General features: G+C 62.9%; 11 protein-coding genes. All 11 read right to left on the bottom strand.

Annotation, left to right across the window (positions count from 1 at the left end):
* Position 1 precedes the first annotated feature (1 nt).
* On the bottom strand, positions 2-1,315 hold the full coding sequence (locus KTQ42_RS04115) for an adenylosuccinate synthase (protein WP_217344342.1): 1,314 nt from the start codon (positions 1,313-1,315) through the stop codon (positions 2-4).
* 2 nt (positions 1,316-1,317) lie between these two features.
* Positions 1,318-2,469: an ATP phosphoribosyltransferase regulatory subunit gene (locus KTQ42_RS04110; RefSeq protein WP_217344341.1), complete on the bottom strand. Its 1,152-nt coding sequence runs from the start codon at positions 2,467-2,469 to the stop codon at positions 1,318-1,320.
* 203 nt (positions 2,470-2,672) lie between these two features.
* Positions 2,673-3,557 carry a protease modulator HflC gene (hflC, locus tag KTQ42_RS04105; RefSeq protein WP_217344340.1) on the bottom strand — a complete coding sequence of 295 codons (885 nt, stop codon included), beginning with the start codon at positions 3,555-3,557 and terminating at the stop codon, positions 2,673-2,675.
* Positions 3,557-4,843 (bottom strand): FtsH protease activity modulator HflK, encoded by a 1,287-nt coding sequence (gene hflK, locus KTQ42_RS04100; RefSeq protein WP_217344339.1) that lies wholly within the window; start codon positions 4,841-4,843, stop codon positions 3,557-3,559. Before hflK ends, hflC begins: the two co-directional genes overlap by 1 nt.
* Before the next feature lie 23 nt (positions 4,844-4,866).
* Positions 4,867-6,015: a GTPase HflX gene (gene hflX / locus KTQ42_RS04095; protein WP_217346807.1), complete on the bottom strand. Its 1,149-nt coding sequence runs from the start codon at positions 6,013-6,015 to the stop codon at positions 4,867-4,869.
* 38 nt (positions 6,016-6,053) lie between these two features.
* Positions 6,054-6,290: an RNA chaperone Hfq gene (gene hfq / locus KTQ42_RS04090; RefSeq protein ID WP_136418236.1), complete on the bottom strand. Its 237-nt coding sequence runs from the start codon at positions 6,288-6,290 to the stop codon at positions 6,054-6,056.
* A gap of 125 nt (positions 6,291-6,415) precedes the next feature.
* Positions 6,416-7,756, bottom strand: a complete 1,341-nt coding sequence (der, locus tag KTQ42_RS04085; RefSeq protein WP_217344338.1) for a ribosome biogenesis GTPase Der — start codon at positions 7,754-7,756, stop codon at positions 6,416-6,418.
* 7 nt (positions 7,757-7,763) lie between these two features.
* On the bottom strand, positions 7,764-8,924 hold the full coding sequence (gene bamB / locus KTQ42_RS04080) for an outer membrane protein assembly factor BamB (protein ID WP_217344337.1): 1,161 nt from the start codon (positions 8,922-8,924) through the stop codon (positions 7,764-7,766).
* Positions 8,925-8,964: 40 nt separating this feature from the next.
* Positions 8,965-9,609, bottom strand: a complete 645-nt coding sequence (locus KTQ42_RS04075) for a tetratricopeptide repeat protein (RefSeq protein WP_217344336.1) — start codon at positions 9,607-9,609, stop codon at positions 8,965-8,967.
* Positions 9,610-9,630: 21 nt separating this feature from the next.
* On the bottom strand, positions 9,631-10,998 hold the full coding sequence (gene hisS, locus KTQ42_RS04070) for a histidine--tRNA ligase (protein WP_217344335.1): 1,368 nt from the start codon (positions 10,996-10,998) through the stop codon (positions 9,631-9,633).
* 5 nt (positions 10,999-11,003) lie between these two features.
* Positions 11,004-12,311: a flavodoxin-dependent (E)-4-hydroxy-3-methylbut-2-enyl-diphosphate synthase gene (gene ispG, locus KTQ42_RS04065; RefSeq protein ID WP_217344334.1), complete on the bottom strand. Its 1,308-nt coding sequence runs from the start codon at positions 12,309-12,311 to the stop codon at positions 11,004-11,006.
* Positions 12,312-12,371 lie beyond the last annotated feature (60 nt).

Raw genomic sequence — 12,371 nt, 5'->3', positions numbered from 1 at the left:
CTTATTGAAACGGGTGGCGCAGCACGATGGTCTCTTCCCGGTCAGGGCCGGTGGATACCATGTCGATCGGCACGCCGACCAGTTCCTGTATGCGCATGATGTAGGCACGGGCAGTGGCCGGCAGCGCGTCCATGGACTTGGCGCCAACCGTCGATTCGCTCCAGCCTGGCATCTCTTCATAGATCGGCTCGCAGCGGGCGGCATCCTCGGCACCTACCGGGAAGATGTCGACCGTCCTGCCGTCGATGCGGTAGCCGGTGCATAGCTTCAGCGATTCCAGGCCATCCAGCACGTCCAGCTTGGTCAGGCACATGCCGGAAACGCCATTGATCTGCACCGAACGCTTGAGCAGCGCGGCATCGAACCAGCCGCAGCGGCGGGCGCGGCCGGTCACGGTGCCGAACTCATGGCCGACGCTGGCCAGATGCTTGCCCACGCCCTGGTCGGTCGGCAGTTCGGACGGGAAAGGACCGGAACCCACGCGGGTGGTATAGGCCTTGGTGATGCCAAGGATGTAGTGCAGCATGTTCGGGCCGACGCCCGAGCCGGCGGCGGCATTGCCGGCCACGCAGTTGCTGGAGGTCACGAAGGGATAGGTGCCATGATCCACGTCCAGCAGGCTGCCCTGCGCGCCTTCGAACAGCAGGCTGGCGCCGGCCTTGTAGGACGCATGCAGCGCGCTCGACACGTCGGTCACCATGGGGGCCAGGCGCGGCACGTCGGCCAGCGCGCGATCCAGGGTTTCCTGGAAATCGACAGGCTGGGCCTTCAGGTAATTGACCAGCACATAGTTATGGTAGTCGAGGTTCTCGCGCAGCTTCTCGGCGAAGCGCTCGGCGTTGAGCAGGTCGGCCACGCGGATGGCGCGGCGCGCCACCTTGTCTTCATAGGCCGGGCCGATCCCCTTGCCGGTGGTGCCGATCTTGGCCGCGCCGCGGGCCGCCTCGCGCGCCGCGTCGAGCGCAGTGTGGTAGGGCAGGATCACCGGGCAGGCTTCCGACACCTTCAGGCGCGACGCCACTTCCACGCCGGCCGCCTCGAGCTTGTCGATCTCGCGCAGCAGGTCGGGCACGGACAGCACAACGCCGTTGCCGATGTAGCAAGCCACGCCGTCACGCATGATGCCGGACGGGATCAGCTGCAGCGCCGTCTTCTTGCCGCCGATCACCAGCGTATGGCCGGCGTTATGGCCGCCCTGGAAACGCACCACGCCCTGGGCATGATCGGTGAGCCAGTCGACGATCTTGCCCTTACCTTCATCGCCCCACTGGGTGCCGATGACAACCACGTTTTTTGCCATGCTATTTTGTGACATCACTAACCTAACGTTTTGAGATTCCAGTTTCCATCCTCGAGCACGATCGCGCGATCGTAATCGAACTCCTGCTGATCGGCCTCGTGGCCTGGCATGTGCTGGATGACGATTTCACCATCCGAGCGCAGTGCGGCGATCTTCCTGCGCAGCGCCGGATCTCGGCTCCACGGCGCATGAATTGCCGCCCTGGGTTGCGCGCCCGGCAGCAGACGCGCCAGTTCACGCAAATCCATTGAAAAGCCGGTCGCCGGGCGGGCACGGCCAAAAGCCTCGCCGACATGGTCGTACCGGCCGCCGCGCGCCACCGCGTTCGGCAGCCCCGGCACATACAGCGCGAACATGGCACCGCTCTCATACTGATAGCCTGACAGATCAGCCAGGTCGATCGTGACGGCGGCATTGCCGGCCAGGTCGATGAGGGCTTCCAGGTCATCCAGCGCGCGCAGCACGCCGGGCAAGGCCGGCAGCTTCTGGCGTGCCAGCGCCAGCACCGAACGGTCGCCATACAGGCTGGGCAAGGCAAGCAGCGCATCGCGAGTGGCGGGGTCGTAATCCTCCACCAGGACGGACAGGCCAGGCACGTCCTTGGCGCGCAGCAGCATCAGCAGCGCCGCCTCGTCCTCGCGGGCATTCTCGTCCTGCTCGATCAGGCTGCGCAAGAGGCCGGCATGGGTGAGGTCCAGCCTCACCTCGTCAAAACCGGCAAGCGCCAGGGAGGCCAGCGCCAGTTCCTGGATTTCAGCGTCGGCTTCCAGGCCGGCATGGCCATAGATCTCGGCGCCGATCTGCAGCGGCTCGCGCGTGGCATGCAGCCCAGACGGGCGCGTATGCAGCACGCTGCCGGCATAGCACAGGCGGGTCACGGAGCGGCGGTTGAGCAGGTGGGCGTCGATGCGGGCAACCTGGGTCGTCATGTCGGCACGCAGGCCCAGCGTGCGGCCGGACAACTGGTCGACCAGCTTGAACATGCGCAGATTCATGTCGTGGCCGCCAACCGGCAGCAGCGAATCCAGGTATTCCAGCATCGGCGGCATTACCAGCTCGTAACCGTACAGCCGGAAGTTGTCGAGAATGGCGCGACGCAATTCCTCGATCTTGCGTGCCTCGGACGGCAGCACGTCGGCAATGTTTTCAGGAAGAAGCCAGTTAGGCATGAACGAAGAGAGATACGTAAAAAGAGGAAAAACGGGTTCGACCTGCATGACAATGCCGACGGACCGATAACTCGGCGTCGGCATGGTGAACCGGGATTTCGTTAAAGCGGGCCCTGCATTTCAGCAAGGTCGAATGCCGGGCCGGCGGGTGCCGGTTCGGCCAAAGGCAGTATTGTTACCGAGACTAACGATTCGCGCCAGTATTACTTTTTGACGGAACCACCATCGGCGCCGCGGAAATACCGGAAAAACTCCGTATTCGGATCCAGCACCAGCAGGTCGCCACGGCTGCGGAAACTGCTGCGGTAGGCTTCCAGGCTGCGGTAGAACTTGAAGAACTCCGGATTCTGGCCGAATGCCTCGGCATAGATCTGCGACGCCTTCGCGTCGCCGTCGCCGCGGATCGACTCGGCATCGCGGTAGGCTTCAGCCAGAATCACCGTGCGTTGACGGTCGGCATCGGCACGGATCTTTTCCGATTCGGCAGCGCCGGTGGAGCGCAGCTCATTGGCCACCCGGGCACGCTCGGACTTCATGCGCTCGTAGACCGAGTTGTTGATCTGCTCGACATAATCGACACGCTTCAGGCGCACGTCCAGGATCTCGCCGCCGATCTGCTTCGCCTCATCCGACACCTTGGTGCGGATCGCGTCCATCACCTTGCCGCGCTCGCCGGAAATGACTTCCCGCACCGTGCGCTTGGTAATCTCCTCGTTCAACGCCGCCTTGATGATCTGCGCCATCCGGTCCTGCGCCCGGCGCTCGTCGCCGCCGAAGCTGATGAAATACAGGCGTGGATCGGTAATGCGGTATTTTACGAAGGCGTCGACCAGGATGTTTTTCTTTTCAGCGGTAATGAAGCGGTCCGCTTCCGGCGTGTCCAGCGTCAGGATGCGCTTGTCCAGGAACACCACATTCTGGAACGGCGGCGGCAGCTTGAAGTGCAGGCCCGGCTCGTTGATGACTTTCTTGACTTCACCCAGTGCAAATACGATCGCGTACTGACGCTGGTCGACCACGAACAGGGTGGAGAACAGCAGGAACAGGGCGACCAGGCCCAGCACCAGCATGGTAAATGCGCGGCTCATCAGCGAGTCTCCCGGTCACGGCTCATGCGGCTTTCACGGCTGCGCGCGTCGTTGGCGCGCGGCAGTTCCAGCGTGGGGGCAGGTTCAACCGTAGGCGCCGGCGCGGTGCTTGGTGCTGGCGCCGGCGAACGCGCGGCGGCATCGGCAGCCGACTGGCTGAGCAGCTTATCCAGAGGCAAATACATCAGGTTATTGCTGGAGCGGGAGTCAACCATGAGCTTTGTCGTGTTGGAAAAAATCTGTTGCATGACTTCGAGGTACATCCTGTCGCGGGTGACAGCCGGCGCCTTCTGGTACTCGACCAGCACCTGCTTGAAGCGCGCCGCCTCGCCCTCGGCGTTGGCAATGATGCGGGCGCGGTAGCCTTCGGACTCCTGCGCCAGCCGAGACGCTGCGCCACGAGCTTTGGGCACCACGTCATTGGCATACGCCTGGCCTTCATTCTTCAGGCGCTCGCGGTCCTGGCCGGCCTTGACGGCATCGTCGAAGGCTGCCTGCACCTGTTCCGGCGGCTGCACGCCCTGCATGGTGACGTTGGTGATCTGCACGCCAGCCTTGTAGCGATCCAGAATCTGCTGCATCAGCTGGCTAACCTCGAAGGCCACCTTTTCCCGGCCTTCATACAGCACGAAATCCATCTTGCTCTTGCCGACGATTTCACGGATGGCGGTTTCAGCCACCTGCTTGATGGTTTCTTCCTGATCACGCAGGTTGAATACCCATTCCGAAGCGTTCTTGAGCTTGTACTGCACCGCAAACTGGATATCAATGATGTTTTCATCATCGGTCAGCATCAGCGACTCGCGCGCGACCTTGTTGCGCACGCTGGAGCGGTAACCCACTTCAACCGTTCGCACCGTGGACACGTTGACGATTTCATGGCTCTGGATGGGCGACGGCCAGCGCCAGTTGAAGCCGGCCGGCGTCATGTGGCTGTAGCGTCCGAAGGTCATCACGACGCCGGTCTGGCCTTCCTGAACGATAAAGAAGCCGCTAATCAGCCAGAGGAAAAGAATAATGGCGCCAACGATGCCGGCGCCTATGCCGGCGCCGCGCATGTCGGGGCGGAAACCATCCCCGCCTCCGCCGCCGCCGCCGCGCTTGCCGAACAGCCGATTGATGCGCTGATTGAAGTCACGCCAGAGCTGGTCGAGGTCAGGCGGACCGTCACTGGGGCGCTTGTTGTCCTGGTTCTGGGGCGGCTCGTTGTTATCCGAGCCACGCCCCCAGCGCGGATCATTGAGCGAAAATTTAAGGCCGATCTTCTTCAATAAGGGTACAGGCATGCTGTCGCAATCCGGCTTAAAAGTTATAAATTTGTGTGCTGATCGGGCGCGCTGAACCGCACGTCTTCCTCATCGGATGACTGCTGCGCCCCGGCTTGCATGGCATGCTCACCGACTGCGAATTCCCCTATCGCCTCCCGCAACAAGTCGATGCCGGCGCCCGTCTGGGCGCTGATGAAAACCCGGCGGATTTTATCATATTCATCACGTTCGACCGCCGGCTCCAGGCCAGCCGCGTCGATCTTGTTCCAGACCAGGATCTGCGGAATCCGGTCGGCGCCAATCTCGCGCAGGACGGCGTTGACTTCCTCCACCTGCTCCAGCCTTGTCGGGCTGGACGCGTCCACCACGTGCAGCAGCAGATCGGCGCGTATGGTTTCCTCCAGGGTCGCACGAAAAGCCGCCACCAGCTGGTGCGGCAGTTCACGGATGAAACCAACCGTGTCCGAAATAACGACGCTGCCCGCCTCGCCCAGATAGATCCGGCGCGAGGTCGTGTCCAGGGTTGCGAACAACTGGTCGGCCGCATAGACCTGGGCCTTGGTCATCGCGTTGAACAGGGTCGACTTGCCGGCATTGGTGTAACCGACGAGCGACACCGACAGCGTGTTGCTGCGGCCGCGCGCCCGGCGCTGGGTTTCGTGCTGACGCTGCAGCTTCTTCAGCTTGGCGCGCAGGGCCTTGACACGCTCGCCGATCAGCCGGCGGTCGGTCTCGAGCTGGGTTTCGCCGGGACCGCGCAAGCCGATACCGCCCTTTTGCCGCTCCAGGTGGGTCCAGCCGCGGATAAGCCGGGTGGCCAGGTGCTGCAGCTGCGCCAGTTCGACCTGCACCTTGCCCTCGTGGCTCTGCGCGCGCTGCGCAAAGATATCGAGGATCAGGCTTGTGCGATCGACCACGCGGACCTTCAGCACCCGCTCGAGATTACGCTGCTGGGCAGGTGACAGCGCATGGTTGAAGATGACGATATCGAGATGTTCGTCCTGGACGGCCTGGGCAATTTCCTGGGCCTTGCCAGAACCCACATACAGCGCGGGGTCAGGACTGGCGCGCTTGCCCATGATGGTCAGGACAGGCTCGGCGCCTGCGGAACTGGATAACAGCCCGAGTTCTTCCAGGCTGGCGGCAAACTCCCCTTTGCCAAAATCCACGCCGACCAATGCGGCACGCATGTCAGCAGCCATGTGCAGTACCGGCAGTATGCAGGGCGTTATTCAGCGTCGGACTCCAGATTGAGATTGACGGCACGTGCCGGCACAACAGTGGAAATCGCGTGTTTATAGACCATTTGGGTCACGGTGTTACGGAGCAGTACGACGTACTGGTCGAATGATTCGATGTGTCCCTGAAGTTTGATCCCGTTGACCAGGTAGATCGAGACGGGGACGTGCTCTTTGCGCAAGGCGTTGAGGAAGGGGTCTTGTAACAGTTGCCCTTTGTTGCTCATGAAAGCTCCATTGTGTTGTTGTGATGAGGAGTTGGAGGCAACTCGACCAGATTCAAGTAGCGCGTTGCCGCGATGAATCTCGAATGTAATCGATTTCCCTGAGTATTGCCAAATCAATAGCGTTTTTAATCGGATTTCGCAAACGGATTTTTACCGGAACGCAGTTCTATACGCAGTGGAGTGCCGACCAGTGAAAAAGTTTCGCGGAAGTGCTTCTCCAGGTAGCGCTTGTAGTTTGCGTCAATTGCGTCCAGCGCATTGCCGTGGATGACAATGACGGGCGGATTCTGGCCGCCCTGGTGGGCATAACGCAGCTTGGGGCGGATCGAGCCCTTGCGGCGCGGCTGCTGATGCTCGACCGCTTCGAGCAATGCCCGGGTCAGCTTGGGCGTGGGCAGGTTGGCGGTGGCGGCGGCATAGGCGGCGTCCACCGATTTCATCATCTGCGCGATGCCGGTCGACTTCAAAGCAGAGACGAAGTGGAATTTTGCGAAGGACAGGAAGGACAGCTTGCGGTCCAGGTCGATCTTGATCTCGTCGCGACGATCGCCGGTCAGGCCGTCCCACTTGTTGACGCCGACCACCAGCGCCCTGCCGCTTTCCAGAATGAAGCCGGCGATATGGGCGTCCTGCTCGGAAATGTCCTGCTGCGCGTCGAGCAGCAGAATCACGACGTTGGCCTCCGAGATCGATTGCAGCGTCTTGACCACCGAGAACTTCTCGATCGCCTCGAAAACCTTGCCGCGCTTCCTGATGCCGGCGGTGTCAATCAGCGAATAGCGGCGGCCGTCACGCTCGAACGGGATTTCGATCGAGTCGCGGGTGGTGCCCGGCATGTCGAAGGCGATGACCCTCTCCTCGCCAAGCAGGGTATTGACCAACGTGGACTTGCCGACATTGGGCCGGCCGACGATGGCGATCCGGATGCCGCGATCCTGCTCGTCCAGCAGTTCCTGGGACGTCGTCTGCTGGGCAAAGGCCAGGTTCAGCGCCTCGTCCACCAGGTCCATCACGCCGTCGCCATGGGCGGCCGAGATCACATAGGGGTCGCCCAGTCCAAGTTCGTAGAATTCGGCGGTGACCGAGGTGTATTTCATGCCCTCGGACTTGTTCACCACCAGCATGACCGGCCGGCCGGAACGGCGCAGAAAATCGGTGATGGTCTTGTCGTGCGGCGTCAGTCCCTGGCGGCCGTCGACGATGAACACCACGATGTCAGCCTCGGCGACCGCCTGCTTGGTCTGCTTGGCCATTTCATGCATGATGCCTTCCTTGGCCACCGGCTCGAAGCCGCCGGTGTCGATCACCAGAAAGGGACGTTCGCCTATGCGGCCTTCGCCGTAATGCCGGTCCCGGGTCAGACCCGGCAGGTCGGCAACCAGGGCATCACGCGAACGCGTCAGGCGATTGAAGAGCGTGGATTTGCCGACATTGGGTCGACCTACTAATGCGATAACCGGCTTCATGACTTTCTTACTCGGCCCTTAACGCGGCCACAGTTCCTGCTTGTGTTTGGAAAATGAGACTGCTGCCCGCCACGATCGGGGTACCGATCACGCGGCTGCCGTCGCTGGCAACGCGCGCCATCAGCGCGCCGTCCTCGGGCGACAGGAAATGCATATATCCCTGGTAATCGCCAACGGCGACGGTGCGACCCAGGGCAACCGGCGTTGCCAGGCGGCGATTGGCCAGGGTCGTATTGCGCCAGACGCTGACGCCGGCGTCGCGGGTCAGCGCACTGACATTACCGCGATCGTCGGCGCCATACACATAACGCTCGTCGGCGCCGAGGCCAACCTCGCTGGAAAACTCCTTGGCCCAGCGGGTGGCGCCACTGGCGGCGTCCACACAGCCCAGCCGGCCCTGGTAGGCCACGGCGCACACGTCGCGTCCGAGCAGCAAGGGCGTGCCCGACACGTCCGAGATACGTTCCAGTTCGGTTGCGCCGCGCGGATCGCCAACGGCCACTTCCCAGCGCGGCCCGCCATTCAGGAGCGACAGCGATACCAGACGGCCGCCCGGCAGTCCGACATAGGCGGACTGGCTGTCCACGGCGATGCCGGGGGCGCTACGCAGCGCCAGGGCTGGCGCATTGCGCTGCAACTGCCACTTGCGGATGCCGCTGTCGGCATCAAAGGCGACGATGCGGTTGTCGATACTGCGCACAATCACCAGGCCTTGGGAGACTGCGGGCGAACCCAGGATTTCGCTGGAGGCCTGCGCCTTCCAGCGCTGCTTGCCATCGGCGCTGAATGCCAGCACCACGCCGCCGGCTGCGCCGACCGCGACTGTGTCGGCACTGGCGCCGACACCGGCGGTCAGTGGCATGCCGGCCTTGATGCGCCAAACCTGGCGGCCGGTGTCGGCCTCCAGCCGCGCCAGCGTACCGTCGGCGGCGGCGACATAGACGCTATCGCCGCCGAGCGCCGGATGGAACAGTGCATTGCCGGCGCTGCCCACGTTGACGCTCCATGCGGTCTTGACCGTCATGGACGGCTTGAACTCCACCAGCGCCGCGGGCGGATTGCGCGGCGCCGGCTTGCTGGCAAACGGATTGAGGGATTGCAAGGTCGAGCAGCCGCCCAGCACGGCAAGTGCGATCGAGATGGAAACGGCCTTTGTTGCAATGTGCATTGTTATCCCTTCTTCTTCTGGTTTTCTGGCGTGCCCGGGTTCAGGCCGCTGCCTTGGCGCCACCGATTGCATCCAGCTTCAGCTGGATCAGCTGGCGGCCGGGGCTCTTGGCGTCCGACTTCTGCAGGGCTTCCTGGTACGCGGCCCGCGCTTCGGCCACCTTGTTCTGCGCCATCAGCAAATCGCCGCGGCGGTCCGCCAGCGCGCCGGCGAAAGCGACAGGCACGTCGGCAGACAGCAGCTTCAGTCCTTCGTCGTAGGCTTTTTCATCCAGCAGCACGCCAGCCAGGCGGATGCGGGCCAGCGCGCGATATTCCTCGTCGCGGCCGCTGTCGACCACCCACTGCAGCTGCGCCTTGGCGCCATTGAGATCGTTGGCGTCGAATGCGGCCTTGGCAGCGGTCAGCGCGGCCATCTCGGCATAAGCGGTGCGGCCGAATTTTTCGCGCATGTCGGCGGCGCCGCGCAGCACGCGGGCGGTGTCCTTGGCGGCGACGGCACGGGTGATTTCGTCGTAGAGCTGGCCGGCCTGGGCCGCCTGGCTGCGCTGGTAGTAATTCCAGCCGGACCAGGCGGCATACGCGCCCAGGGCAGCGATCAGCAGCCAGGTGACGAGGTTGCCGTACTGCTTCCACCAGCTTTTGAGGGTTTCAATCTGTTCCTGTTCTTCAAGATCGTATGCCATGGCAAGCCCGCTTAATGTTGCTTAATGTTTGTAATGGACATGACCGTCATGGTCATGATCATGATCATGGTCGTGGCCGGCATTGATGATTTCACTCACCAGGTAATCGGCCACCTTGTCGAACTCGACGCTGCGCTGCTGGCTGCTCTCACCTTCCGCACCGCGCAATGTCTTGACGCTGGCGGTATGGCTGGCGACTTCATCCTCGCCGATGATGACTGCGAATGCCGCGCCGCTGGCATCGGCCCGCTTCATCTGCGACTTGAAGCTGCCGGTGCCGGTGGCGGCGGCGCAATGCAGCACCACATCAAGGCCGGCGTCGCGCAAGCGCTCGCCCAGCACGAAGGCCTGCAGCTGCGCTTCGCTGCCCTGATGCACCAGGTAGACATCGCACTGGTTGGGCGTGAACTGCTCGCCGGCTTCCTTCATCAGTTCGAGCAGGCGCTCAACGCCGATGGCAAAGCCGCAGGCCGGCGTTGGCTTGCCGCCAAACATTTCCACCAGCGGATCATAGCGGCCACCGCCGCATACCGTGCCCTGCGAGCCCAACTGGTCAGTCACCCACTCGAACACGGTGCGGTTGTAGTAATCCATGCCGCGCACCAGCCGCGGATTGATGGTGAACGGAATATTGCTGTGACGCAGGATGGTTTGCACGCCCTCGAAATGGGCCTTCGATTCCTCGCCCAAGTAGTCCAGCAGCTTCGGCGCGGCATTGACCAGTTCCTGCATCGCCGGATTCTTGGTGTCGAGGATGCGCAGCGGATTGCTGTGCAGGCGGCGCTGGGCGTCGGCGTCGAGCTGGTCGCGGTGCGCTTCGAAATAGGCGATCAGGTCGGCACGGTGGCGGCTGCGCTCCTCGGCGTCGCCGATCGAATTGAGTTCCAGCCGGATGCTGTCCAGGCCAAGATCGTCCCAAAGGCGCTGGCACAGCATGATCAGTTCGGCATCGATGTCCGGTCCGGCAAAGCCGATCGCTTCCGCGCCCACCTGGTGAAATTGGCGGTAGCGGCCGCGCTGCGGGCGCTCGTGGCGGAACATAGGGCCGGCATACCAGAGCCGCTTCGGGCCGTCGTAGGTCAGGTTGTGTTCCAGCGCTGCGCGCACCACGCCGGCAGTGCTTTCCGGGCGCAGCGTGAGCTGGTCGCCGTTCATCGAATCGGTGAAGGAATACATTTCCTTTTCCACGATATCGGTGACGGCGCCCAGACCGCGGGCAAACAGCGGCGTCGGCTCGACGATGGGCGTGCGGATCTGCTGGAAGCCATAGCTCTTGAGCACGGTCTGCACCGTGTTCTCGAACAGTTCCCACAGCGGCGCATCCGCCGGCAGGATGTCGTTCATCCCTTTGACGCCGACGATTCTTTCGGTTTTTTTATTTTCTGACATGATCTCTACGACTCGTTTTCAACTTTGCTGGCCGCGTCGGCGGCCTGCGATGTACTGCCATTTCCATAACGGTTGCGGACATAGTCCAGCACGATGGCCTGGAATTCCTCTGCAATGCGCTCGCCGCGCAGCGTGACTGTTTTCTTGCCATCGACAAACACCGGCGCCGCCGGCGATTCGCCGGTGCCCGGCAGGCTGATGCCGATATTGGCATGCTTGGACTCGCCCGGTCCGTTGACGATGCAGCCCATCACGGCCACATTCATTTCCTCCACGCCGGGGTATTGCGTCTTCCAGACCGGCATCTGCTCGCGCAGGAAGGTCTGGATATCATCCGCCAGCTCCTGGAACACGGTCGATGTGGTGCGCCCGCATCCGGGACAAGCAATGACCATGGGCGTGAACTTGCGCAGGCCCATGGTCTGCAGGATTTCCTGACCGACGATGACTTCCCTGGTGCGGTCGCCACCCGGTTCGGGCGTGAGCGAAATGCGGATGGTGTCGCCTATGCCCTGCTGCAGCAGCACCGACAGTGCCGCGGTGGAAGCGACGATGCCCTTGCTGCCCATGCCGGCTTCGGTCAGGCCCAGATGCAGCGGATAGTCGCAGCGGCTGGCCAGTTCGCGATACACCGCAATCAGGTCCTGCACGCCCGAGACCTTGCAGGACAGGATGATGCGGTCGCCCGGCAAGCCGAGTTCCTCGGCGCGACGGGCGTTTTCGATGGCCGACGTCACCAGCGCCTCATACATCACCGCCTGCGCCGACCATGGCTGTGCGCGACGCGCATTTTCATCCATGATGCGCGCCAGCAGCGACTGGTCCAGGCTGCCCCAGTTCACGCCGATGCGCACCGGCTTGTCGTAGCGGCAGGCCACCTCGATCATCTGGGCGAACTGGCTGTCGCGCTTGGCGCCCTGGCCGACATTGCCCGGATTGATCCGGTATTTCGACAGCGCCTGGGCGCATTCCGGGAAGTCGTTGAGCAGGGTGTGGCCGTTGTAATGAAAGTCGCCCACCAGCGGCACGTCGATGCCCATGCGGTCCAGCTGCTCGCGTATGGCCGGCACGGCGGCGGCGGCCTCGGGATTGTTGACGGTGATGCGCACCATCTCGGAGCCGGCCCGCGCCAGTTCCTTGACCTGGATCGCGGTGCCGATGACGTCGGCCGTGTCGGTATTGGTCATCGACTGCACCACCACAGGCGCATTGCCGCCGATGATGATTTCGCGGCTGCCATGGCGCACCACCGCGCGCCGTGTAGCGTGGCGCGGGGACGGGCCCGATGCCGCGGCTGGGCTTGCTTGATTCATGGCGAACTTCCTTCCTTGTATATCGTGGCCTGGCCTGGCGGAGAAGCAACGAACGATGTG

It is taken from the genome of Noviherbaspirillum sp. L7-7A (assembly GCF_019052805.1).
Classification (GTDB): domain Bacteria; phylum Pseudomonadota; class Gammaproteobacteria; order Burkholderiales; family Burkholderiaceae_D; genus Noviherbaspirillum_A.
Note: the sequence above shows the minus strand (reverse complement) of the source record. Positions and strands in the feature narration are given on the sequence as shown.